The sequence below is a fragment of the Sulfurihydrogenibium subterraneum DSM 15120 genome (genome assembly GCF_000619805.1).
Lineage (GTDB): Bacteria > Aquificota > Aquificia > Aquificales > Hydrogenothermaceae > Sulfurihydrogenibium > Sulfurihydrogenibium subterraneum.
Map to the genome: position 1 here is coordinate 136,766 of NZ_JHUV01000011.1, position 24,005 is coordinate 160,770.

The 24,005-nt window shown below is 32.8% G+C and carries 21 protein-coding genes and 1 other RNA gene; 5 read left to right on the forward strand and 17 right to left on the reverse strand.

The annotated features are described in order from the left end of the window. Window positions 1-49 precede the first annotated feature (49 nt). From Q385_RS0106420 to Q385_RS08955, 3 genes are read left to right on the forward strand one after another with little or no spacing between them, the layout of a single operon-like run. Window positions 50-1,219, forward strand: a complete 1,170-nt coding sequence (locus Q385_RS0106420) for a TolC family protein (RefSeq protein WP_028950877.1) — start codon at window positions 50-52, stop codon at window positions 1,217-1,219. Then, window positions 1,216-2,262, forward strand: a complete 1,047-nt coding sequence (locus Q385_RS0106425; protein ID WP_028950878.1) for an efflux RND transporter periplasmic adaptor subunit — start codon at window positions 1,216-1,218, stop codon at window positions 2,260-2,262. The genes Q385_RS0106420 and Q385_RS0106425 overlap by 4 nt, the downstream gene beginning before the upstream one ends. Beyond that, window positions 2,259-5,420 carry an efflux RND transporter permease subunit gene (locus tag Q385_RS08955; RefSeq protein WP_084609414.1) on the forward strand — a complete coding sequence of 1,054 codons (3,162 nt, stop codon included), beginning with the start codon at window positions 2,259-2,261 and terminating at the stop codon, window positions 5,418-5,420. Before Q385_RS0106425 ends, Q385_RS08955 begins: the two co-directional genes overlap by 4 nt. A gap of 36 nt (window positions 5,421-5,456) precedes the next feature. On the opposite strand, the gene glnA is transcribed toward Q385_RS08955, so the two are convergent. The 3 genes from glnA to Q385_RS0106445 form a co-directional block, all read right to left on the reverse strand. Then, entirely contained in the window at window positions 5,457-6,878 is a 1,422-nt protein-coding gene (gene glnA / locus Q385_RS0106435) for a type I glutamate--ammonia ligase (protein WP_028950879.1), read from the reverse strand. 30 nt (window positions 6,879-6,908) lie between these two features. Next, the gene (locus tag Q385_RS0106440) at window positions 6,909-7,247 is read right to left on the reverse strand and encodes a P-II family nitrogen regulator (protein ID WP_012673920.1); all 339 of its coding nucleotides are present in this window, start codon (window positions 7,245-7,247) and stop codon (window positions 6,909-6,911) included. Window positions 7,248-7,392: 145 nt separating this feature from the next. Next, window positions 7,393-8,817, reverse strand: a complete 1,425-nt coding sequence (locus Q385_RS0106445) for an aldehyde dehydrogenase family protein (protein WP_028950880.1) — start codon at window positions 8,815-8,817, stop codon at window positions 7,393-7,395. Window positions 8,818-8,975: 158 nt separating this feature from the next. Between Q385_RS0106445 and Q385_RS0106455 the strand changes: the two genes are divergently transcribed. Both Q385_RS0106455 and typA read left to right on the forward strand, forming a co-directional pair. Beyond that, on the forward strand, window positions 8,976-9,659 hold the full coding sequence (locus Q385_RS0106455; RefSeq protein ID WP_028950881.1) for a type 1 glutamine amidotransferase: 684 nt from the start codon (window positions 8,976-8,978) through the stop codon (window positions 9,657-9,659). A 32-nt stretch (window positions 9,660-9,691) separates the two neighbouring features. Further along, entirely contained in the window at window positions 9,692-11,524 is a 1,833-nt protein-coding gene (gene typA, locus Q385_RS0106460) for a translational GTPase TypA (protein ID WP_051524410.1), read from the forward strand. Between the two features lie 2 nt (window positions 11,525-11,526). On the opposite strand, the gene Q385_RS0106465 is transcribed toward typA, so the two are convergent. The 14 genes from Q385_RS0106465 to Q385_RS0106530 form a co-directional block, all read right to left on the reverse strand. Continuing rightward, entirely contained in the window at window positions 11,527-12,747 is a 1,221-nt protein-coding gene (locus Q385_RS0106465) for a sigma-54 interaction domain-containing protein (protein ID WP_028950883.1), read from the reverse strand. Further along, window positions 12,744-13,568, reverse strand: a complete 825-nt coding sequence (locus Q385_RS0106470) for a hypothetical protein (RefSeq protein WP_028950884.1) — start codon at window positions 13,566-13,568, stop codon at window positions 12,744-12,746. The genes Q385_RS0106465 and Q385_RS0106470 overlap by 4 nt, the downstream gene beginning before the upstream one ends. After that, window positions 13,561-14,151: a D-sedoheptulose 7-phosphate isomerase gene (gmhA, locus tag Q385_RS0106475; RefSeq protein ID WP_211245386.1), complete on the reverse strand. Its 591-nt coding sequence runs from the start codon at window positions 14,149-14,151 to the stop codon at window positions 13,561-13,563. The genes Q385_RS0106470 and gmhA overlap by 8 nt, the downstream gene beginning before the upstream one ends. A 36-nt stretch (window positions 14,152-14,187) precedes the next feature. Further along, window positions 14,188-14,538: a transfer-messenger RNA gene (gene ssrA / locus Q385_RS09250) on the reverse strand. 43 nt (window positions 14,539-14,581) lie between these two features. After that, window positions 14,582-15,019: a universal stress protein gene (locus Q385_RS0106485; RefSeq protein ID WP_028950886.1), complete on the reverse strand. Its 438-nt coding sequence runs from the start codon at window positions 15,017-15,019 to the stop codon at window positions 14,582-14,584. Between the two features lie 13 nt (window positions 15,020-15,032). Next, window positions 15,033-16,043, reverse strand: a complete 1,011-nt coding sequence (locus tag Q385_RS0106490) for a YeiH family protein (protein WP_028950887.1) — start codon at window positions 16,041-16,043, stop codon at window positions 15,033-15,035. Window positions 16,044-16,127: 84 nt separating this feature from the next. Continuing rightward, on the reverse strand, window positions 16,128-18,035 hold the full coding sequence (locus Q385_RS0106495) for a transglutaminase TgpA family protein (protein WP_028950888.1): 1,908 nt from the start codon (window positions 18,033-18,035) through the stop codon (window positions 16,128-16,130). Then, the gene (locus Q385_RS0106500) at window positions 18,022-18,909 is read right to left on the reverse strand and encodes a DUF58 domain-containing protein (RefSeq protein WP_211245387.1); all 888 of its coding nucleotides are present in this window, start codon (window positions 18,907-18,909) and stop codon (window positions 18,022-18,024) included. The genes Q385_RS0106495 and Q385_RS0106500 overlap by 14 nt, the downstream gene beginning before the upstream one ends. Continuing rightward, entirely contained in the window at window positions 18,876-19,796 is a 921-nt protein-coding gene (locus tag Q385_RS0106505; RefSeq protein WP_028950890.1) for an AAA family ATPase, read from the reverse strand. The genes Q385_RS0106500 and Q385_RS0106505 overlap by 34 nt, the downstream gene beginning before the upstream one ends. Before the next feature lie 5 nt (window positions 19,797-19,801). Continuing rightward, window positions 19,802-20,644, reverse strand: coding sequence for a pantoate--beta-alanine ligase (gene panC / locus Q385_RS0106510; protein WP_028950891.1), 843 nt, complete (start codon window positions 20,642-20,644; stop codon window positions 19,802-19,804). Continuing rightward, window positions 20,644-21,072 carry a Spy/CpxP family protein refolding chaperone gene (locus Q385_RS0106515; protein WP_051524411.1) on the reverse strand — a complete coding sequence of 143 codons (429 nt, stop codon included), beginning with the start codon at window positions 21,070-21,072 and terminating at the stop codon, window positions 20,644-20,646. The genes panC and Q385_RS0106515 overlap by 1 nt, the downstream gene beginning before the upstream one ends. A 24-nt stretch (window positions 21,073-21,096) precedes the next feature. After that, window positions 21,097-21,771, reverse strand: a complete 675-nt coding sequence (locus Q385_RS0106520; RefSeq protein ID WP_028950893.1) for a rhomboid family intramembrane serine protease — start codon at window positions 21,769-21,771, stop codon at window positions 21,097-21,099. Beyond that, the gene (locus Q385_RS0106525; RefSeq protein WP_028950894.1) at window positions 21,758-22,975 is read right to left on the reverse strand and encodes an MFS transporter; all 1,218 of its coding nucleotides are present in this window, start codon (window positions 22,973-22,975) and stop codon (window positions 21,758-21,760) included. The genes Q385_RS0106520 and Q385_RS0106525 overlap by 14 nt, the downstream gene beginning before the upstream one ends. A gap of 11 nt (window positions 22,976-22,986) precedes the next feature. Next, window positions 22,987-23,973: an NAD(P)H-dependent glycerol-3-phosphate dehydrogenase gene (locus tag Q385_RS0106530; RefSeq protein WP_028950895.1), complete on the reverse strand. Its 987-nt coding sequence runs from the start codon at window positions 23,971-23,973 to the stop codon at window positions 22,987-22,989. Between the last annotated feature and the right edge of the window lie 32 nt (window positions 23,974-24,005).

Genomic DNA, 24,005 nt, shown 5'->3' on the forward strand with positions numbered 1-24,005 from the left:
TTAATTCATCCTAAATTTTCACCGCAAAAAAATTTTTTGGAGGATTATTGTGAAAAAGTATATTATTACAATTTTAGGGTTTTTATCTTTTAGTTATGGACAGACTTTGGAAGAGATTTTAAATAAATCCTTTCAAAATGAACTTATAAAGAGTAAAGAGTATGAAGTAAAAGTTTTAGAAGGTGAGCTAGTAAAGGCAAAAAGTTTTCAAAATCCTGAAGTATATGCTGAGTTTGGAAGATTGATATCAAAAGGAAACTCTTCAGCCACACTTACAGAGTTTTCTATTTCCCAACCTCTACTACTTTATGGATTAAGAAATTACCGAACAGGAGAAGTTAAAGCTTTAATAGAATCTTACAGATACAATTTTGATTTATTTGTATACAGCTATAAAAGTGATATATACAGACTTTTCTATGAGAGTTTATATAAAAAAGAGGTTATGAAAATATCAAAACAGGAGCTGGATTTTTCAGAGAGTATATACAATTTTGTAAAGAAAACTTACCAGTTAGGTGAGGTATCAAAAGTAGACTTATATAGGTCGGAAAAAGAGTACACCTTAGCAAAGATAAATTATGAAAAAGCACAGGCAGAGTATAGAGAGTCTTTGAAAAAGCTTTCATCTTTTGTAGGATTTGAAGTTTCAAATGTGGAAGGAGATTTTTACAGCTATAAAGATATAAAAGAGCTGAATTTTGAAGAAAATCCAGAAATAAAGTCTTATAAAAAATATCTTCAAGTAATTTCAAATCAAGAAAGCTATTTTCGAGCTTTATCTAAACCTCAGATATCTGTTGGATTTATAACAAAGGAAGCTACAAAAAATAGTTATGAAGCTGGATTTTTTGTATCAGCTACACTGCCAACCTTCTATAGATATACAGGTGAGTTAATGTCATTAAAAAATAGAAAAATACAGTATGAAAATCTTATAACTTACACGCTGAACACTTTAAAACTCAAGTATGAGACAGTCTATAAAACCCACGAAAACTTAAAATCTCAGTTATTAAAGATAAATACTGATTTAATACCTACTGCAGAAAATCAGCTCCAGCTTGCAGAGAAAAGTTATAAATTGAGGGTTATAACCCTGTTTGAACTTACAAGTATAAAAAATGATTTCTTTCAATCTTTAAAGTACAGGTTAGAAGTTTTAGACTCTATACACAAAAATTATGCAGAATACGTCAAAATCGGAGGAGAGATATGAGAAAAGTATTTATTTTAGTATTATTCCTATTTTCACTTTCCTACGCAAAATATGTAAAGTTAAACCCAGAAATAGAAAAAAACTTTGATATAAAAACAGTAAAGGTAAAAAAGGAAAAGTTTACAGATAAAGATGAATATCCAGCAGTAGTTATAGAAAACCCATCAAAAACTGTGATTGTGTCTTCTCCTGTAGAAGGAGTTTTAGAAGCTCTATTTATTAAAAAAGGAGATTTTGTCAGAAAAGGACAAGTTATAGCACAAGTAATCTCTCCAGAGATAAATCAAATAATAGCACAGATAGAAACAGCTAAAGTAAAAGTCCAAACAGCTAAAAACATATTAGACAGAGAAGAACTTTTATATAAAGAGGAGGTTATCCCTTATTCAAGATATTTTTCTGCAAAGGTAGAGTATGAAAATGCAGTTGCAACTTTAAAATCCCTTGAAAGAGTTTTGTCTTCCTATGGTATTGTAAAAAACGGTAAACTTATGCTTACGTCTAAAGTTTCAGGAGTTGTTTTAGAAATATCTGCTTTTGTAGGCTCTCCTGTTGGTGTAGATAAGGAAATAGGTAAAATCGCAGATTTGAGCGAAGTTTTAGTAGTTGCTCAGATACCTCCTGAGGAAGTTAAAAAAATTAAAGTGGGAGATAAAGTAGCTATTGTAGGATTGGATAATGTTGAGTTAGAAGGTAAAGTAATTTTGATAGACTACCAGCTTAATCCTCAAACAAGAAGAAATGAGATTAGGATATCTGTAAAAAACAAAAACTTTATTTTAAAACCTAATATGTTTGTAAATGTAAGACTTTTTAAAGCCACAGAAGAAGGTTTTATAATTCCTAAATCTGCGGTTATAGCTTCATCTTACAAAAATTTTGTAATCGTAAAAACGGATAAAGGATATACCCTGAAGGAAGTTGTTATAAACAAAGTTTTTACTGATAACGTTATCATTGTTCAAGGTTTAAAAGAGGGAGAGGAGGTTGTTGTAAGTGGTGTAAACCTTCTGAAAAAAGAGTTGTTGGAGGAAAGTAAATGATAGACTTTATTTTGTCTAATAGAATAATAGTTTTACTGCTTTTAGTCTTTCTTTTTGGTTTTGGAATTTACTCTTACAAGACTCTACCAATCGATACGTTTCCTGACCCTACACCTATTCAAGTAAACATATACACAGAAGCTCCTGGACTGTCTGCAGAAGAAGTTGAATCTCTTATTACAAAGAAAGTAGAAACGGTAATGTCTGGAATAAAAGATGTAACAGGTGTAAGAAGTGTATCAATAGCAGGGTTGTCTCAGGTTACAGTCTTTTTTAAGGACAACGTAGATATATTCTTTGCAAGAAGATTGGTTTTAGAAAAGTTAAATGAAGTTGAATCTATTTTAGATTCTCAATACAAACCTGTTTTAGGACCAAACGTATCAGGTCTCAGTTTTGTAATGTTCTACGTTTTGGAAAGTGATAAATATACACTTGCAGATTTAAAAAGTATAGAGAGATGGAAAGTTAAACCATTATTAAAATCTGTTGATGGTGTTGAGGATATAAACGAATGGGGTCCTGATAAAGCCTATCTGATAAGACCAGACTACAACAAAATGATAGCTTACAACATCTCTTTTAACGACCTGATACAACAGATTAAAGAAGGGGGAGGTGTTGCAGGCGGTGGATATGGAATAATAAACGGAAAAGATATAGTTTTGAGAGGTATAGGATATATAAAGAGCATAGAAGATATTAAAAATATAAAGGTTAAATCCTTAGATGGATTTTACATAAAAGTATCTGATATTGCACAAGTAGAGGTGTATGAAGTTCCTGGTAGGAGAGGCTTATTCTCATTAAACGGAGAAGAAGTTCAAGGAAACATAGTTGTCAAAAGAAGTTTTAGCAACACAAGAGAAGTTATAAAAAATGTTTACAAAAAATTAGAAGATGTTATAAAAGTTTTACCTGAAGGTGTAAATTTAAAAGTTGTTTATGACCAAGCTTACTTGATAGATAAAGCTATACACACTGTAGAGAAAGCCTTAATAGAAGGTATAGTTTTAGTTACTTTAGCGATGATATTTTACTTAGGCAATTTTAGGACTGCTTTAATTGTAGTTTTGTCCATTCCAATCACACTGCTTATAGCTTTTATATTTATGAAGCAAGCAGGAATATCAGGTAATCTAATGTCCTTTGCTGGACTTGCCATAGGTATGGGACTTTTTGCAGATGCTTCGGTAGTTGTAATAGAAAATATCTATAGACACTTGCATCACAACTTGGAATTTTCCAAATCTAAATCTGGAAGGCTTGAAATTTTATCTCTATCAGTAAAGGAAATTTTCAGACCTGTATTATTTGCAGTCTTTGTTATAGCTATGGTCTTTATTCCTATTTTTAGTTTTGAGTCGGTAGAAGGTAAATATTATAAACCTCTTGCAACGACTATAATTTTTGCACTGTTTGCGTCTTTGTTTGTTGCTTTTGTATTTATGCCAGTTCTTGCTTACTACTTTATAAAAGCAGAAAAAGAAGAAGAGACAAAAATAATGAGGTTTATATCAAATGTTTATCAAAAAATACTTAAAATAACGTTAAAGTATTCCAAAGTTGTGATAGCTTCTGTTGTAGTAGCTTTTTTACTATCTTTAACACTTTTAACAAGAATAGGGACAGAGTTTGCACCTATTTTAGATGAAGGAGCTCTACTTGTTAAAACTTACTTAGACCCTAACATTACAAAGGAAGAATCTTCAAAAGTAGCATCTTTTGTTGAAAAAACTGCAAAATCTTTTCCTGAAGTAAAAGATGCATTTACTCTTTTAGGTAGGTCTGAGAAAAGCGACCCAGAAGATGTTAACTACATGGAAACTTTTATAACTTTAAAACCTTATAGTGAATGGAAAACCTTTAAAACAAAAGATGAGTTAGAAGATGCATTAAGGGAAAAGTTAAATCAGCTTCCAGGCGCAAAGTTTAGTTTTACTCAGCCAATCCAAATGAGAATAGACGAACTTTTATCAGGGGTAAAGTCAACCGTTGCTATAAAAGTTTTTGGAGATGATTTAGAAGTGTTAAATGAGATTGGTAAGAAGATTGAGAGTATTGTAAAAGCTACACCTGGGGCTGTAGATGTTGAGATGGAAGTTCAAAAAGGAAAACTTCAGCTAAAGATTTATCCTAAAAAAGACCAGCTTGCTAAATTTAACCTTACTGTTGAAGATTTACTTGAAATTATAAAGGAAGCAATAGCTGGAGTAGAAGTAAACAACCTACGGGAAGGGTTAATATCCTATCCAATTATAGTTAAGCTTCCTGATAGAGATATAAACGACATTGAAAGGTTTTTAAGTATTCCTATAGTAAGCTCTGAAAATAGAATAGTTTCTCTCTCTCAAGTTGTGGATATTGAAATCTCTGAAGGATTTTTTAAGATAAGACACGAAAACGGTCAAAGGTACGCTTTAGTCCAAGCTAACCTAAAAGGAAGAGACTTGGGTAGTTTTATAAATGACCTAAGACAAAACATTGGGAAAAATGTAAAGCTTCCAGAAGGGTATGTTATACAGTTTGCAGGACAGTTTGAAAATCAAGAAAGGGCAATGAAAAAGTTATCTATAGTTATACCAATAGTTATATTCTTAATATTCATCATACTTTACATAAACTACAATTCAGTAAAAGACAGCTTGATAGTTATGTTAAATGTACCATTTGCAACTATAGGTGGAATTGTTGCTCTTTACTTATCTGGCTTTAATTTGTCTGTTCCAGCTGCTATTGGGTTTATAGCGGTTTTTGGAATAGCTACTTTAAACGGTGTTGTTCTAATATCTTACATAAGACAGCTTTTAGAAGAGGGTAAAACGATAGATAAAGCTATAGAAATTGCAACAAAATTAAGATTAAGACCTATACTTATAACAGCTACAGCTGCATCTTTGGGACTTGTACCTATTTTAATTACAAACGATGTAGGCTCAGAAACTCAAAAACCAATAGCTACTGTAGTAATTGGAGGAATATTTACCTCTACAATGTTAACTTTGCTTATTTTACCTGCTGTCTATAGGCTGTTTTATAAAGAACCTAAACCTTATCCAACCTATAAAATACCAAACAAATTCCAAAGAAGGTATCAACAGGCAAGAAAGTACATAAGGTCAAAGTATAGAGATTTTAAAGGAAAATTTGAGAGGTAAAATTTTAAGAGAAGGGGCTTTTAAGCCCCTTATTTTTCACACGTCAAAGTATAGTTCAAACTCTTTTGGATGTGGGATTAATCTTATAGCATCTACTTCAGCTTGTTTTGTGTCTATCCACATATTTATAAAGTCTTCGTCCATCACTCCGCCTTTTAGTAAAAACTCTTTGTCTTCTTTAAGAGCATCTATGGCTTCTTGTAATGACCCTGGAGTTTGAGGAACGTTTGCAAGCTCTTCTGGTGGAAGTGAGTATATATCTTTGTCTAAAGGTTCTCCTGGATGAATTCTATTTTCTATACCGTCTATGGCAGCCATAAGCAATGCTGTAAATGTTAAGTATGGATTAGAAGATGGGTCTGGGAATCTTACTTCTATTCTTTTTGCTTTTGGAGACTCTGAACCAAGAGGTATTCTTATAGCCGCAGACCTGTTTCTTGCAGAGTACGCAAGTCTAACAGGAGCTTCATATCCCGGAACAAGTCTATGATATGAGTTTGTTGTTGGGTTTGAAAATGCACATATTGCTTTAGCGTGTTTTATAATTCCACCTATCGCATAAAGTGCTATTTCTGAAAGTCCTGCGTATGAGTTTCCTGCAAATAGGTTTTCTCCGTTTCTCCATATAGAAAAGTGAACGTGCATTCCTGAGCCGTTGTCTCCTGCAATTGGCTTTGGCATAAATGTAACAAATTTTCCATACCTGTATCCTACGTTTCTTAAAACGTATTTGTATTTTTGAATGTTATCTCCGGACCCGATTATGTCAGAGAATCTAAAGTTTATCTCTCCCTGTCCTGCAGTTGCAACTTCGTGGTGTTCTCTCTCTACAGTTATTCCTACTTCTTCAAGGGTTTTTACCATTTCCATTCTTATATCGTGGGTTTTGTCTATTGGAGCTACTGGGAAGTATCCTCTTTTGAAAGGAATTTTATAGCCAAGGTTTGGATTTTCTTCTCTTGAAGTGTTCCACCAAGCTTCTTCTGAGTCTATTTGATAGAAAGCGTGGTTAGGACCTGTGCTAAATCTAATGTCATCAAATATAAAGAACTCTGCTTCTGGACCAAAGTAAGCGATATCACCTATGCCTGTTGATTTTAAAAATTCAAGAGCTTTTTTGGCTATTTGTCTTGAATCTCTAGAGTAAGGCTCTTTCGTAATAGGGTCAACTACATCACATACTAAAGATAAGGTTGGTTCGTTTATAAACGGGTCTATAAAAGCAGATTTTGGGTCTGGTATTAAGAGCATATCTGATTCTTGAATACCTTTCCATCCTCTTATAGAAGAGCCATCAAAAGGAATTCCTTCTTCAAAAGAGTGTAAACCAAACTCATGGGTAGGTATAGTTAAATGTTGCCACTGACCAAATGGGTCAGAGAATTTAAAGTCAATAAATGTTATACCTTTTTCGGATATAACACGCATTACATCATCTGGTGTTTGACATTGAATCATCATTAAAACCTCCTGTATAAAAAAATTTTTTTAAACTGCTTCTGGTCCTCTTTCTCCAGTTCTTATTCTTATTACATCATCTATAGGTATGATAAATATCTTACCGTCTCCTATTCTACCTGTTCTTGCTGCTTGCATTATAGCTTCTACAACCTTCTCAACTTGCTCATCATCTACGACTACTTCAATCTTTAGTTTTGGTAAAAAGTCTATTACGTATTCAGCTCCTCTATATAGTTCTGTATGACCTTTTTGTCTTCCAAAACCTTTAACTTCTGAAACTGTCATACCATAGATTCCTATGTTTGTAAGAGCATCTTTAACTTCGTCTAACTTAAATGGTTTGATGATTGCTTCTACTTTTTTCATACTCAAAACCTCCAATTTTCTATAATCAAATTTTGTGCCAAAATTGAAAAATTATTAAATTAAAGCTTTTAAATATTTTACCTTAAAAAACTCAATTAAATAATGCATATTTTTTATTCAAAATTTTAATTTTTTTGCACAGTTTTTATGCATTTAAATCAAAAGCTACTACTTTAATCTCTGTGTAATCTTCTATGGCAAACTTAGGACCTTCTCTTCCGATACCGCTTCCTTTTACACCACCATAAGGCATATTATCAGCTCTGAAAGTTGGAATGTCGTTTACCATTACGCCACCAACCTCTACTTCTTCAATAACTTTCCAAGCGTTTTTAAGGTTGTTTGTAAATATTCCAACCTGTAAGCCGTAATTTGTTTTGTTTACCATTTCTACAGCTTCTTCTATCGTTTCAAATCTTTTTACTGCAACAACAGGTGCGAAAGCTTCTTCGTAAAATAGTTTAGAATCTTCTGGAATTTCTGATACTATTGTGGGTTTTAAAAGTGTTTTTTCTGCTTCTCCACCAAGGCTAACTTTTGCTCCTTTCATCACAGCTTCTGATATCCATGTTTGTATTCTATCTACTTCATTTATTGATATTACTGGTCCTACGTCGGTGTCTTCTTCCATCGGGTCTCCATACTTTAATTTAGAAGCTTCTTTTTTAAGTAGGTTTTCAAACTCATCTGCAACATCTTTGTGAACTAACACTCTTTGAACAGATATACAAACCTGACCTGCTAAGGCAAATCCACCTAAAACGGATTTTTTAGCTGCAAGCTCTAAATTAGCATCTTTATCTACTATTACTGCAGAGTTTGACCCAAGTTCCATAACTATTTTCTTAAGTCCTGCTTGTTTTGCTATAATCTCTCCTACTTTTAAACTTCCTGTAAAAGAGACCACTCTAACATCAGAATGGGTAGTCATTGCCTGCCCTACATCTGCAAAACCCGGAATGATAGATACAGCTTCTTCTGGAACTCCTGCCTCTAAAAAAAGCTGACACAACATTGTTGGCGATAAAGGAGTTTTTTCGCTGGGTTTTAGTATAAACGGACAACCAGCTGCTATAGCAGGAGCTATCTTGTGAGCTGTAAGGTTAACAGGAAAGTTAAAAGGTGTTATAGCTGCAACTATCCCTGCTGGAACTCTAAAGTAGTACCCTCTTTTTCCTCTACCGTTTGGAGATGCGTCAAAGTGGACTACCTCTCCTGCTATTCTCTTTGCTTCTTCTGCAGAAAAAGTTATTGTGTTTATAGCTCTGTCAACTTCAATCCTTGATTCTTTTATAGTTTTTCCTGTTTCTAAAGTTATAACTTTTGCAAACTCTTCTTTTCTCTCTTCAAGAAGCTGTGCTACTTTTAGTAGCATTTTATATTTTTCGTAGGCTGTAAGCTGTTTTAATTTCTTTAATCCGATTTTAGCCTTTTCTACTGCCTTTTCAACGTCTTCCACAGACCCTTTAACAGCTTCTCCTATCTTTTGTTGATTGTAAGGATAGATAACATCAATGACTTCATCTTTGAATACTTCTTTTCCTCCAATTAACATTGATAATCTAATCATCCATAATCTCCACAGTGATTTTTTAACTTTAATAATAACTTAAATCTTTTAAATATGCAAAAGGTTGAAGGTTGGTCCATGCAAACAATTTAAACTCCATATTTGGCATAAAAATTGTATTACAATTGATAAAATTTATACGATTAAAGGAGTCAAGTATGAAAAAAGTAGCTGCTATTAGACATGTAGAGATAGAACATTTAGGACTTATTGAAGATTATTTACAACAAAGAGACTTTACTATTGAGTATATTGACACTCCAAAAGGTCAAAAACTTAAATTACCTGTGGAAGAGTATAGCCTTATAGTTATACTAGGTGGATATATGGGTGTTTATGAATCAGATTTATATCCATTTCTAAAGTATGAATTTGAAATTATAGAACAATCTTTGAAATACCAAATCCCGTTATTTGGTATATGTCTTGGATGTCAAATGTTAGCAGAAGTTTTAGGTGGGAAAGTTTATAAAGGAGAAAGAGGTAAAGAGATAGGATTTTTCAATATAGAAAAAATTTCTAAAAATGTTTTATTTTCTGATTTTCCAAAAAATTTCAAAGCATTTCAATGGCATGGAGATACTTTTACTTTACCAAAAGAGGCTGAACGAATTTTTAAAAATGAAATTTATGATAATCAAGGTTTTATATTTAAAAAAGCTGTAGGATTACAGTTCCATATAGAAGTAAATGAAAAGATGATAAAACAATGGATAGATTTTTATAAAGAAGAAATAAAACAAGAAAAAATAAATCCTCAAAAGATATTATCCGATTCTAAATTATTTTTACCAACTTTAAAAAATACTTTAATCAGTTTTTTAGATAAATTTCTGTTATAATAATTTACTTATTTTTTTATTAAGGAGATTTTATGCAGTTAAATCAAGAAGTTTTAGAAACAAACAAAGTTTACAGAGAAGACATTAGAAACATCGCCATCATAGCCCACGTTGACCATGGAAAAACAACCCTTGTAGATGCAATGTTAAAACAGTCAGGACTGTTTAGAGAAAACGAAGAAGTTGCTGAAAGGGTTATGGATAACATAGATTTAGAGAGAGAAAGGGGAATTACCATTATGGCTAAAAATACAGCCGTAAGGTATAAAGATTACAAAATAAATATAGTTGACACTCCTGGACACGCAGACTTTGGTGGAGAGGTAGAAAGAACCTTAAAAATGGTAGATGGAGTAATACTGCTGGTAGATGCTGCAGAAGGTCCAATGCCACAAACAAGATTTGTATTAAAAAAAGCGTTAGAGTCAAAGCTAACTCCAATTGTAGTAATAAATAAAATAGACAGACCAGACGCAAGGATTCAAGAGGTAATAAACGAAGTTTATGACCTTTTTATAGATTTAGACGCAAGCGAAGACCAATTGGATTTTCCAATACTTTACACAATAGGTAGAGACGGTATTGCAAAAGAAGATTTAAACGATGATTCAAAAGATTTAAAACCTTTGTTTGAAAAAATAATAGAGTACATCCCAGCTCCAACTTATGACAAAGATGCAGGACTACAGTTTTTAATAACTTCTTTAGATTATGATAACTTTGTTGGAAGACTTGCTATAGGTAGAATTTTTAACGGAGCTGTAAGACAAAATCAACAAGTAGCCGTAGTTAAGAGAGATGGAACTGTAATAAAAGGCTCTGTAAGAGCTTTATATACTTACGAAGGATTAAAAAGGATAGAAACAAAAGAGGCAAAAGCAGGGGATATAGTAGCTATAGCAGGATTGGAAGACATAACAATAGGAGAAACAATAGCAGATGCAGAAAATCCTGTGGCACTTCCACCGATAACAGTTGAAGAACCAACGATATCTATGATTTTTTCTGTAAACGACTCTCCATTCGCAGGAAGAAGTGGAAGATTTTTAACTTCAAGACATCTAAGAGAAAGACTTTACAAAGAAACTTTAACAAACGTAGCTATAAGAGTAGAAGATACAGAAAATCCAGACTCATTTTTAGTAATGGGTAGAGGAGAGCTTCAACTTTCAATCTTGGCAGAGATGATGAGAAGGGAAGGTTATGAGTTTCAAGTATCAAAACCTGAAGTTATCGTAAAAGAGATAAATGGCAAAAAGTATGAACCTGTAGAGAGAGTATTAATAGATACGCCAGAAGAGTTTGTAGGAGTAATAACGCAAAAACTTGGCTCAAGAAAAGGTAGAATGGTAAATATGATAAATCACGGTTTTGGAAGAGTAAGACTTGAGTTTATAATACCTTCAAGAGGTTTAATTGGATATAGGTCTGAGTTTAAAACAGATACAAGAGGAGAAGGACTTTTAAACACAATTTTTGAAGGATGGGAAGAGTGGCAAGGTGAGATAAAAACAAGACTAAACGGTGCCTTAATAGCAGATAGGAAAGGAGTTGCAACTCCATATGCTATTTTTGGACTTCAAGACAGGGGAATTTTCTTTATTGACCCTGGAACGGAAGTTTATGAAGGAATGGTTGTAGGAGAACACAACAGAGAAAACGACCTTGATGTTAACGTAACAAGAGAGAAAAAACTCACGAATATGAGAGCATCTGGTTCTGATGAAAACATAAAAATTATTCCTGCTAAAAAGATGGACTTTGAAAGAGCTATGGAATGGATAAATGAGACAGAGTTAATAGAAGTTACTCCTGATGCGATAAGAATAAGAAAGAAAATTTTAGAAGCAAATAAAAGAAAGTAGATCTATAATTCAATATTGTACTGTTTTATCTTTCTCCAGAGGGTAACGGGACTTATACCAAGAAGCTTTGCCGCTTTATTTTTGTTCCCGTTAGCTCTTTTTAAAGCTTCTACAATCCTTTTTTGTTCGTTAAATAAAACTTCTTCTGAAATTTCAATATTATCCTTTTCCTGATTGAAATTGACGTATTCATTACTCAAATCTTCTAAGTCTATAAAATCAGAAGTACAGAATATACAAACAGCATCTAAAAAAGCCCTCAGCTCCCTTACGTTTCCATACCAATCTTTAGATATTATGTACTGCATTGCTCTGGTGGTTATTCTTTTTCCTTTTTTAGACAAAATACTGTTAACAATCAAAGGTATATCTTCTTTTCTTTCTCTTAAAGGTGGTATCTCTATCTTTACCGCACAAATTCTGTAAAATAAGTCATTTCTAAAGTTTCCTTTTTCCATTTCTTTTAATAGGTCTTTGTTTGTTGCGGATATAATTCTTACGTCAACTTTCTTTGATTTGTTGGCTCCAAGTCTTTCAAACTCTTTTGTATCTACAAAAACTAACAGCTTTGCCTGAGATGTTAAAGATAAGTCTCCTACCTCATCTAAGAATAAAGTTCCTCCATCTGCAATCTCAACTTTACCAGGTTTAGATGATACAGCTCCTGTAAACGCTCCTTTTTCATATCCAAAAAACTCAGACTCAAAGAGTGTATCTGGAATGGCAGAGCAGTTTACGGATACAAATTTATTTCTTGACCTTTTACTGTTGATATGTATCCATCTTGCAAGTTTTGATTTTCCTGTTCCTGTTTCTCCTGATATTAAAACCGATACATCGTGTTGTGCAACTAAAGAAGCTCTCTCTAAAAGTTTTTTCATTTTAATATTTTGAGTGTTAAAAACAATAAAGTCATCGTTTAACTCTACTTCGTTAAACTCCATAAATTGAATTAAATATCCTCTAATTTGATTGTAATAGTCGTAAAGTTTATCAACCTTGAAATATCCTTTGTAGAGATTACCATTTTTTGTTTTTAAAAATGCAACAAAACTTGATACATCGTTTAAATCTCTTAATGGTTTGTCTAAAATCTTATCAATCTTTTCTCCAATAACTTCGTAATTTTTATAGCTTAAAAGCTCTACTAAAGATTGGCTTATTCTCCTTATAGTTAGTTCTGTATCTACTACTATTAAGTTAAGTTCATCTATAAAGTTCATTGCTTACTTTCTATTTTAGACATTATTTGATTGTAGCCTTCTAAATTATTTTCCTCTTTGTAGATTTTTGCAAGTGCGTAAAGTAATGTTTTTTCATTTGGATACTTATTTATGTTTTGTTCTAAGAATGTTTTTAACTGTTGATGTTTATACCCAGTTTTTAAATAAATCTCTGATAAAAACTGTAAAGCAGGTAGATAATCAGGTTTTATACTTAAACTGTCTTTTGCAGATTCTGCAGCTAACTGTATCTGACCTAAAATGTAATAAAGCTGAGCTACTTTATACTTAGTTTCATAATCTTTTTGATTTTCCGCAAAGGCTCTTAAGTAAAAGAATATTGCATATTTGTAGTTACCCATACTCTCATAATCACGGGCTTTTTGAATAAAGTAATCGTATCTACTTAAAGGAAGCTGTAAAGGTTGAGGAGCTGGAGGAATTTGTGAAGGTTGAGGCGGTGGTAAATTTAACGTTTTATCTATGGTTTGTTTTAAGTCAGGAAGATTTATACTTTTTTGAGCTAAATCTTGTATTATTTCTTCTTCTGTTCTTACTTCTTTTATATCAAGGGTTAAATTAGACCTTAAAGAGTTTTCAACAGCTTTAATAACATCATCGATTTTAAGGTATTCTTCTACCACATTTAAAGTAGGATTTGAATTTTCTTTATTTTTATAATAATCGTAAAAAAGGTATCCAATAGCTATGTATGATACTATTACACTTATAATTCCGATTTTTATAGGAGATAGTTTTTTTACCTTCTTATCTGATACATCTACAAGAGGATGAACATCTAAATTTTTTTCGTTACTCATATTCTTTTATTTCTCCACTAAGATACATGTCTATAACTTTACAAATTGAATGTTCTAAAGTTAAGTGGACTTCTTGGATTCTTGCCGTGTTATCAGACTTTACTATAAAAGCTTTGTCAACTAAATCTTTTAACTTTCCTCCGTCTTTTCCTAAAAATCCTACTGTAAACATTCCTATCTGTTTTGCTACTTCTACCGCTTGAATAACGTTTTTAGAGTTTCCGCTTGTTGATATTCCTATAAGTATATCTCCTTTTTCTCCAAGGGCTTCTACTTGTCTTGAAAAGATTTTGTCAAATCCGTAATCGTTTCCTATTGCCGTAAGAGCCGATGTGTCTGTTGTTAGAGCTATTGCAGGATATCCTTTTCTTTCTTTTTCAAACCTTCCTACTATCTCAGCTGCAAAGTGTTGGCTGTCTGCTGCACTTCCACCGTTTCCGCATATTAAAACTTTTTTCCCTAACTTTAACCTTTTTGCAATAAGCAGACCTAAATTGACAATATCTTCCGCATACTCGTAAACAAACTCTTTTTTTAAGTTTGCACTTTCTTCAAAAAGCTGTATGATTTCATTCTCAAGCATAGGATAATTATATCAGAAATTTTTAGATTGGTTGTAGAGTGGAGGCGGGGGGAATCGAACCCCCGTCCGACAAGAGCCCAAGCAGTAGGGCATCTACATGCTTAGCCTGTGTTTAGATTTCGCTTCTCTCTTTCCCACAGGCAGGAGGAGAGAAGCTATCCCCGTAGAGTTTCGGAGGTTGTCTCAGGGGAGGTTGGCAACCTCCTATCCTGTATATCTTACGCCCTATCCCAGCCTACAGGCAAGCCAGGTAGGACGTCGCTGCGTTAATTAAGCAGCGAGAGCGATTTCGCGTTCGGGAATTGTTTTGTTTTGGTTTTTTACGTAGTGACCTTCTACGGCATGCTTCCCTTTGCCTGCTCTTGCCGTCGAACCCGTATCGCCCCCATATTCAGTTGGATATATATTTATATCCATTTTTTTCTAAATTTCAAGATTTTACAACCAGTACATTTTGTTTAGCATACTTAACTATCTCTGAAGATGTACTTCCTAAAAGCAGTCTTTTAAATCCTCCTAAACCTCTATGCCCTACTACTATCAAATCAGCTCCCACTTCATCTGCATAGGTCATAATCTCTTCTGAAGGATCTCCTTCTAAAATTTTGTAAGATGCTTTTAATCCAGACTCTTCCACTATTTTTATAGCTTCTTTTAAATACTTTTCTTCTTTTAATATTTCCTCTTTTTCATACTCTTCAAGCTCTGTTGGAGTTATGTAATCTATCAATCCAAAATCTAATGGTTTTATAACACCTACAACGTATATTTCAGCTTCGCTACATTTTGCAACTTCTATAGCTTTTTTTAGAGCGTTGTTTGCATATACAGAGCCATCATACCCTACTACTATTTTTTTAAATGCCATTTTAAATCCCCCTTTAAGCTAAAATTTTATGAAATACTAACGTAACTATGTATCCTACCACAAATAGATATATAAAAACAACAAAAGCAGCGTATATAGGCTTCATTCCAGCTTTTTTCATCTTTTCTAAAGATGTTTCAATCCCCAGAGCTGCCATAGATACAGTTAATAAAAATGTATCTACTTGGTTAATTATATTAACTATCTCTTTAGAAAAAATTGACATAGAGTTAACTCCTACCATAGCAACAAATCCAAAAACAAACCAAGGGATAGGTATCTCTCTTAGGTTTACGCCGTGGGTAGCGTGTTTTTTTGCAAAGTAAAAGCTTAAAAACAGAAGTAAAGGAGCAAGCATTATAACCCTTGTTAACTTTGCTATGGTTGCTGTATTACCTGCTTGGTCTGAAACTGCAAACCCAGCTGCAACAACCTGAGCAACTTCGTGAACAGTTGCCCCTGTATAAACACCGTATGTTATATCATCTAATCCTGGGAGAAGGCCAGATTTGTAAACAAGAGGATATAAAAACATTGCTATAGTACCGAATATAGTTACGGTAGCAACAGCCATCGCCGCCTGATGCATCTGACCTTTTACTATAGGAGATGTTGCCAATACAGCAGAAGCTCCACATATAGAAGACCCTGATGCAATCATATAACTCATCTGACTGTCAAGTCCAAAAAATCTCTGAGATACAAAAACAGTAAGAATAAATGTAGATATAAGCATAAAAGCATCTACTATCAACCCTTCAAGTCCCACGTCAATAATGTTTTGAAAAGTAAGCCTAAAACCTAAAAATATTATTGCTATTCTAAGAATTTTCTTCAAAGAGAAGTTTATCCCTGGTTTTAAAACTTCAGGAATTTTAACTGTATTACCTATAACTATACCTATTATAATCGCTATAATCAAAGGGCTAAAATTTACTGTAGATTTAACTACGTCAAGTCCAGATATAAACATAGCCACTAAAGCTAAAAAACTGCTAAAAATAAAACCTGCTATATACTGCATACATTACCCCCAAAAAGATAAATTTATGTAATCATTTTACTGTTATTTTTTTCTTTTTTAATTTTAATTTTTCAATAGACGTATTTACAACTCTTTAAGAAGCTCCTTTAAGTGGTTAAACTCTTTTTCTGATATCTTTTTATCTTTAAACAAGAAGCTCTCGTACATTTTTACAAACTTTAAAGCTTTTTCTTTAATGGTAGGGTTGTCTATCTTTGAAACAAACTCTTCCAGACCTTCGTTTTCTTTCTTTTCGTATCCTAACTTTATCATCTTTCTTAAAAACATATTTAAAAGTCTTTTTTCGTAAGGTTCAGATAGGTTTTTAATTAAAACATAGCCTAAGTAAATTAAGATTAAAAGTGAAAAGACAGCTACTAAAAAGTTTTTATTTAAGTTAAATGATTGTTTAAAATTGAGATTAGTAAAACCAGATTTAACTTTATTTATAAGCTGAACCTGTTTTGAAAAGTCGTAGTTTACGATAAAAGTTGTGTAGTAGTAATCCATAAGCTCAAACCACTGTTTTAAAAAGTTTTGTTTATACAGATTTTCAACTATAATATCTCTTATAGGAGGAGTTGGGTCAAACTTTACCCATCTGTCGTTTATGTAGCTTTCCACCCAAACGTGAGCATCTTTTTCTCTGAATATATAATAACCTCCAGTTTCATTGTAAGCTGTTGTCTTGTATCCTCCTATTAATCTTGAAGGAATACCGTTTAACCTAAGCAAAACAGCCATAGCTGAGGCAAAGTATTCACAGTTTCCTTTTTTAGTCTTAAATAAAAAATCTTCTAATGGGTTTTCTCCTGTTGGAAGGTCTTTTAAAGAGTATGAAAAAGTCTGAAGATAGTTAAAAATCTCCTGTGCTGTTTTTTCAGGACTTTCTTTTTTTAGATGTTTTGCAAGGTTTACGATACTACTTGAAATCTGTGGCAGTTGTAGGTAAACGGAAGGATTTAACTGCTGAAAATAACCGTCTGTTATAAAAGATTCTCCACTGTATTTGATTTTTGCCGTTATAGGTTTATCTGTTTTATAAGTTAAGTCTGAATTCCTAAAAACTATAAATCCGTTTGGTGTTGTTATGTTGTATGGAACATCTACAGAAAATAGGTATTGCTGATAGGTAGGCTCTAAATAAATTGTGTATTCTACTTTTTGACCTGATATATGGGTAAACTTTGTATTTAAAAACTTTTCTTGAGATTGCCATCTTTTACCGTCAAAGTAATCAAAAACTATCCCCCTTAAATAAACTTCTTTTTGTGTCCTTTTCATAACGACCCTTGCCACTACTGAGTTATCTTGCTGTATAGAAGATACTTCACCTAAAGATACATTATCAGAAAAGCCAGTTTTTCCCTTCCCCTGTCCTTGAATGAAGTTGAGCATTGGATAGCTTGTCCTTGGAAGTGTAAAGAATAAGAAAACCGTTATTGGAATTGAAAAGACGGGTATTAATGAAGTTTTTAAAATAAAACTTTTAAGCTGTTTTAAGTCAAACGTTAAACTTGGGTCTTTTTGGTAGTAAGATAGTAAAATCACGCCATAGTTTAGGAAAAAGACAAAGAAAATCAAATAAAGTAAAAAAAACATACTGATAGCCAAAAGAGTGTATCCAGATAATATCAAAGCCACTATAAGATAAACCTGCATGTAGTCTCTAAACTTTTTATCTTCTAAAAGTTTAAGTCCAAGTAGAGCTGTAATCGTATCAAGTGCAGGTTGGACTATGTTGTTTGTGTTTATCTGTAAAAACATAAGTAAAACAAAAAATACACCTGCTGTATTAAATATAAACCTTGAGATTGTAAAAGGTCTAAAGAAATCTTTATACAGAGCCAGTATAAACAAACCAGAAAAAACAAAACTGTAAATAGCTGATAAATAAGGAAATATTATAGTGTAAGCCAGTATACTTGAAATATAAGCATTTACCTTGACTAACTTTTTAACTGAAAAAACTTTTTCTTTAACTAATTCCATAAACCGCAAACCTTGAAAGTAATTTTTCTCTCTCTGATTTTACACTTATATCATAAATCCTGTCTTCAAATTTTATGAAAAGGTTTTCAAACTGTTTATAATTAATCGCTATGTAAGTAAAAAAAGAGAGCTTCTCTTCTGTTGGAAGGTTAACTTTTTCAAAATCTACTATTAAAGGTATAGATTGTAATGAAGAAAATACTTTTTCTTTTAATTTTTCTGACTTTGCAGAAGATTTCCAGTCTATATACTTAATAGGCGTTCCTATGTTGTAATCTCTAACTCCAATAAAGTCTCCTTCGTATCCAAACCTTTCTGAAGGTATGTCTCCTTTTTTCTTTGAGTAGTCTGAAAAAATGTAAGAAAGTGGATACTTTTTAGGCTCTGGATAGATAAACTTTTTAAATTCTGTTTTAACAGTTCTACAACGAATAAAAAAGTTAAACGGAAAAACGGAGCACAATCTAACAGATTGTATCTCTAAAATTCCTCTTTTTGATATATTTAGATTTACAGATTTTTCACTCTCTTTTTCAACTACTGGAAATATGGCTGTTTTATCTAATATTATCGTCTCAATTAAAAATGCGTCTAAAAATTTTTTTCTACTTTTTAACCTAACCTTGAGTATAAAGTCATTATTTGCAAAAACTTCATCGGGAAAATCTATTTCAACGTCTAAATTTTCTATATTCCTTTTACCAAAAAATCCAGAAAGTCCCATAAAAGATAAAAAAGCAGAAACGATAAAAAATAGAAGGTTGTTATTGGTGTTTACAGCTGCAAAACCTATCAGTATAGTGGTTATTACAAATATCCATCCTGCTTTTGTTATCTTTATCACAGAGGGATAGGAATGTTTTCCACTATCCATTTTACTATCTCTTGTTTTTGTGCTTCAAACTCTGGTTTAAATATTAATCTGTGAGGAATGACGTAAGGGTAGAGTTTTTTTATGTCTTCTGGAATGACGTAATCTCTTCCTTCAAAGTAGGCATTTGTTTTGGCAGCTGATACTATGGCAAGAGTTCCTCTTGTTGACAAACCTGCTTCTAAGTACTTACTTTCCCTTGTAGCCCAGACTATATCAAGGATGTAATCTGCTATTTTATCTGATACATATACTTTTGTAATTTCATCTTGAATTTTAAGTATTTCATCTTTTGTTAGGATTGGTTCAATTTGGTAAAGGCTTTCCCTTTTACTGCCACCTTTTATTATCTCTTTTTCAGCTTCTCTTGATGGATAGCCAATGGATATTTTTATTAAAAATCTGTCTAACTGAGATTCTGGAAGTGGAAACGTTCCATAATGCTGTGATGGGTTTTGAGTTGCAATTACGAAAAAAGGTTTTGGAAGTTTGTAAGTGTTTCCATCTACCGTAATCTGTTTTTCTCCCATCGCTTCAAGTAAAGCTGATTGGGTTTTAGGCGTTGATCTGTTTATCTCATCAACTAAAATAACGTTATTAAAAATCGGTCCTGGTTTAAATTCAAACTGAGATTTTTCTTTGTTAAAAACAGATACTCCTAAAATGTCAGAAGGTAGAAGGTCAGAAGTTCCCTGTATTCTTCCGTAGTCTAAACCTAAAATTTTTGCTATTCCAATGGCAAGGGTTGTTTTCCCAAGCCCTGGAAGGTCTTCTATCAAAAGGTGTCCCCTTGAAAAAAAGGTTATTAACGTAAGCTCTATGGCTTTTTCTTTTCCTTGAAGGTAAAAAGATAAAGATGAGACAATCTCTTTTAGAATTGAAGATTTCATAACAATTATAGCTCCATATTGTCTATAAGTCTTGTGTTACCTATATAAACAGCAACTGCTATAACATCTCCTGATTCTGCTACCTTTTTAGGTTTTAAACTGTCTTTATCTACCACTTCCACATACTGAATCTCTTTAAGCAGTGGAGCTTTTTTTATCGTATCTATCACAGCCTGCCTAATTTTTTCTGAGTCTCTTTCTCCTGATTGAAAGAGCCTTTTACCTTCTAAAAGTCCTTTGTATATGTAAGTGGCTGACTGTCTTTCTTCGTTGGACAGGTAAGTGTTTCTTGAAGACATTGCAAGTCCGTCAGGCTCCCTAACAATAGGACAGCCTACAACATTAACAGGAACGTTTAAATCCTTTACCATTCTTTGTATAACTTTTAATTGCTGATAATCTTTTTTTCCAAAGTAAGCATTATCTGGGCAAACTATATTAAATAACTTTAAAACAACAGTTGCAACACCTTTAAAGTGCCCTGGTCTGTAATCTCCACAAAGTCCTTTAGACAGCTCTACAACTTCTACGTAAGTTTGAAAACTCTCTGGATACATGTCTTTATAATCAGGATAAAATAAGTAGTCAACTCCTTCTTTTTCACATATACTCTTGTCTCTTTCAAAATCTCTTGGATATTTGCCTAAATCTTCATTTTTACCAAACTGTAGTGGATTAACAAATATACTTACAACTACTATATCGTTTTCCTTTTTAGCACATTTTATTAAGGATATGTGTCCTTCGTGAAGGTATCCCATAGTAGGCACAAAACCGATTTTTTTACCTTGCTTTTTTAACTCAAGCATTGTGTCTTGGAGTTGTTTTGGATTTTTAATTACCTGCATTATAAAGACCCTGATGTTAGATACTTTATAAGTTTTTCATTTTGTTTTTTATTGAGTATAGACTGAACAGCTTTAAAAAGGTTAATATCTAAAACGGTCATCTCTGACTTTAATTTTGCGATTTCTACAATAAGATTTTTGACTTTTTCTGGGTCAGAGTTGCCATAGACTAACTTTTTTAGTTCTTCTTCTTTGTCTTTTAGTATTCTGGATTTTCCAAGCATTATAGGAAAGTATTTATCGTATTCTGATTTAATAGCATCTATCTGCTTTTGAGTAAGCTCTAAATCTGTTTTTTGCATCATTACAATGTTGTATATATTAAAGGGCTCTATTAAAAAATATTTATCCATCCAAGAGTAATCATCTTTTGGTTGGGAAAATGCATTTAAAAAGAAAATTAAAACCATTACTAAAACGAACCGCATTTTCTCTCCTGACATTTTTTATTATTAATATCTTATCGCTGAATAATGAACCAACTTTAATGATTTTTTATACAGTTTGTCTACTAAAAACCATCCTGCTAAAAAACCACCTATATGGGCATACCATGCAACCCCTCCAAGGTCAGTAGGAATAAACATTGCGTAAAGAAGCTGTAGTATAAACCAGTATCCTATAAAAAACCAAGCAGGAAGAACAAAAAAGAAAAAGATAAAAGGTGGTATTACTGTCAGCACTTTTGCATAAGGATAAAGTTTAACGTAAGCTGCCAGTATACCACTTATAGCTCCAGAAGCTCCTACCATAGGAACGTTTAAACTTCCTTCAAGAATAGCTACAAAAGATTGTAAAAATGCAGCAAAAAATCCAGAGAAAAAGTATAAAACTAAAAACTTAACTCTTCCTAACGCATCTTCTACGTTGTTTCCAAATATCCATAAAAATAGCATATTACCAACAAGGTGGGCAATTCCACCGTGGATAAACATGTGGGTAAAAAGGTTTAAAAAGTTAAGTTGCACGATATCAAGAGGTAGTAATCCATACTTATGGACAAATATTTCAAGTTCTTCTGGGCTTAAAGAAAGCTCATAAAAAAATACTCCAACGTTAATACCTATAAGCAAAACCGTTAAGTAGGGAAAAGAGTGGGTTGGAATATTATCTTTAATTGGTATCATTTTTTACCCCTTTTACAGGCATCTCCATAGAAGAGACTAAAACAAGCCAGATTAAAGTCAATACTGTAAGGAATATAAAGTTAAGTTTTGCTGAATCATCAATTTTTAAAAGCAGTCCACCTACAGATCCACCTACAAAAGCTCCTATAAACTGGGCTGTGTTAAACACTCCAGAAGCTGTACCTTTTACGTGTGGTTTTGCGTATTTACTCATCAATGAAGGCATTATAGGTTCAAGCATCATAAATCCTGTAAAGTAAACTACGATAGCTAAAACAGTGAGATAGAAGTTGTCTTTAAAGAGTATAAAGATAATAAAAGAAACTATTAAAATCATTATTCCAAGCATTTTTACCTGCTTTATTTTTCCTTTCTTCTCTGCAATAATCGTTGAAGGAACCATTATCGTAAGTCCTACAAAAAACATTAAAAGATAAATCTTCCATATATCTTTTAAGTCTATACTATGCTGGTTGGCAAATATTATAGGAACTGCTGTAAAGACAGCGGTTAAAGTCATGTGAAGAACAAACATTCCAAAGTCCATTTTAAGAAGATTTTTATCTTTTAAAACAACGGATAAGTAGGAAGAGGTAAACTCTGCATCTTCGTGGTGCTTAACAACAGGTGGCTCTTTTATACCAAATATTACGTAGGGAAGAGATATAAGACCAAGTATTCCTGTAAACAGGAAAACTCCTGTTAAACCAAAGTATGACGCTATCAATGGTCCAAGTACCATACCAAAAGCAAAAGCCATTCCGATAGAAGCTCCGATAGTTGCCATAGCTCTTGTTCTAATCTCTTCTCTTGTCATATCTGCAAGTAAAGCTATTACTACGGAAGATACAGCTCCTATACCTTGTAAAAACCTCCCACCGATTAAAAGATGTATGTTTTCTATGTAAGATGCGTAAGCTGCTAAGAAGCTCCCTAAAACAAAGATGATTGTACTAGATACAATAATAGGTTTTCTTCCTATCTTATCACTCCAAAGTCCGTAAGGTATCTGGAATATAGCTTGGGTTAAACCGTAAGCACCTATTGCAAGTCCTGCTAAAAAAGCATCGGAACCAGGCATATTTTTAGCATAGACACTTAGCACAGGTAAAGCCAAAAACAACCCAAGCATTCTTAAGGAAAATACGAAGGCAAGACCAAGTGTTATCTTTTTTTCCTGTGGTGTAAAGTCTTTATCTATCAAAATTTTCCTCCTTAAAATTCGTTTTTTAAATCTCTCATCATTAGCATCTCTGCTGCTGACTTTGGATTTAACCCTTCGTAAATCACTTTATATACCATCTGGGATATAGGTAGTTCTATGTTTTTTTCTTTTACAAAATTATTTAAAGCTTTTACTGTTGTATAACCTTCTACTATCTGACCTACTTCTTTTATAGCATCTTCAATTTTATAACCCTGTCCTATAAGTATTCCAAACTTTCTATTTCTTGACAGGTCTCCAGTGGCAGTAAGTATTAAATCTCCAAGTCCAGACAGTCCGTAAACAGTTTGAGGATTTCCTCCATACTCCTTAACTATTTTACTTATCTCATACAGACCTCTTGTTATAAGGCTTGCCCTTGCATTATTGCCAAAACCAAGTCCATCACTTATTCCACAAGCGATAGCTATAACGTTTTTTACAGACCCACCTACCTCAGCTCCTATAATATCATCAGAAAGATAAACTCTAAATGTTTTTGTGTTTAAAAGTTTTTGTAAATCTTTTCCTAATGTAGTATTTCCTGCCAGTACTACAGCTGTAGGAAGCCCCATTATTACCTCTTTTGCAAAAGAAGGTCCAGATAAAGCAAAGATATATTTTTTGTCTAAATTTAGACTTTCAGCGATAACATCGGACATTAATTTTAAACTTTCTATCTCTATTCCTTTTGATGCAGATATTACAGGTTTTTCTCTTTTTATCTTTACATTTGAAAGGGTTTGACGGACAAATTGGCTTGGAGTAGCAACTATTACAAAGTCCGCTACATCAACAGCTTCCTGAATATCTTCTATAGGGGTAATGTTGTGAGCGAGCATTACGTTTGGATGATACTTTTTATTTTGATGGTAGCCTTGTATATCTTTTAAAACTTGTTTATCTATGTCCCAAATGTAGACTTTTTCGAAGTTATAGCTTAAAACCTGAGCCAGAGCTGTTCCCCAGCTTCCACCACCTAATATAGTTAAATTCAATTAAGAAAAAGACCTCCAAAATGAAGATTATT

What these genes read in the sequence shown, in the direction of transcription:
- Q385_RS0106495 (WP_028950888.1), bottom strand. Translation starts at nt 18,035, where the DNA reads ATGGAATTAGTTAAAGAAAAAGTTTTTTCAGTTAAAAAGTTAGTCAAG.
- typA (WP_051524410.1), top strand. Translation starts at nt 9,692, where the DNA reads ATGCAGTTAAATCAAGAAGTTTTAGAAACAAACAAAGTTTACAGAGAA.
- Q385_RS0106455 (WP_028950881.1), top strand. Translation starts at nt 8,976, where the DNA reads ATGAAAAAAGTAGCTGCTATTAGACATGTAGAGATAGAACATTTAGGA.
- Q385_RS0106500 (WP_211245387.1), bottom strand. Translation starts at nt 18,909, where the DNA reads ATGGATAGTGGAAAACATTCCTATCCCTCTGTGATAAAGATAACAAAA.
- Q385_RS0106465 (WP_028950883.1), bottom strand. Translation starts at nt 12,747, where the DNA reads ATGAACTTTATAGATGAACTTAACTTAATAGTAGTAGATACAGAACTA.
- Q385_RS0106470 (WP_028950884.1), bottom strand. Translation starts at nt 13,568, where the DNA reads ATGAGTAACGAAAAAAATTTAGATGTTCATCCTCTTGTAGATGTATCA.
- Q385_RS0106485 (WP_028950886.1), bottom strand. Translation starts at nt 15,019, where the DNA reads ATGGCATTTAAAAAAATAGTAGTAGGGTATGATGGCTCTGTATATGCA.
- Q385_RS0106490 (WP_028950887.1), bottom strand. Translation starts at nt 16,043, where the DNA reads ATGCAGTATATAGCAGGTTTTATTTTTAGCAGTTTTTTAGCTTTAGTG.
- Q385_RS0106520 (WP_028950893.1), bottom strand. Translation starts at nt 21,771, where the DNA reads ATGATACCAATTAAAGATAATATTCCAACCCACTCTTTTCCCTACTTA.
- Q385_RS0106515 (WP_051524411.1), bottom strand. Translation starts at nt 21,072, where the DNA reads ATGCGGTTCGTTTTAGTAATGGTTTTAATTTTCTTTTTAAATGCATTT.
- Q385_RS0106505 (WP_028950890.1), bottom strand. Translation starts at nt 19,796, where the DNA reads ATGAAATCTTCAATTCTAAAAGAGATTGTCTCATCTTTATCTTTTTAC.
- Q385_RS0106425 (WP_028950878.1), top strand. Translation starts at nt 1,216, where the DNA reads ATGAGAAAAGTATTTATTTTAGTATTATTCCTATTTTCACTTTCCTAC.
- Q385_RS0106440 (WP_012673920.1), bottom strand. Translation starts at nt 7,247, where the DNA reads ATGAAAAAAGTAGAAGCAATCATCAAACCATTTAAGTTAGACGAAGTT.
- gmhA (WP_211245386.1), bottom strand. Translation starts at nt 14,151, where the DNA reads ATGCTTGAGAATGAAATCATACAGCTTTTTGAAGAAAGTGCAAACTTA.
- Q385_RS0106445 (WP_028950880.1), bottom strand. Translation starts at nt 8,817, where the DNA reads ATGATTAGATTATCAATGTTAATTGGAGGAAAAGAAGTATTCAAAGAT.
- glnA (WP_028950879.1), bottom strand. Translation starts at nt 6,878, where the DNA reads ATGATTCAATGTCAAACACCAGATGATGTAATGCGTGTTATATCCGAA.
- panC (WP_028950891.1), bottom strand. Translation starts at nt 20,644, where the DNA reads ATGCAGGTAATTAAAAATCCAAAACAACTCCAAGACACAATGCTTGAG.
- Q385_RS08955 (WP_084609414.1), top strand. Translation starts at nt 2,259, where the DNA reads ATGATAGACTTTATTTTGTCTAATAGAATAATAGTTTTACTGCTTTTA.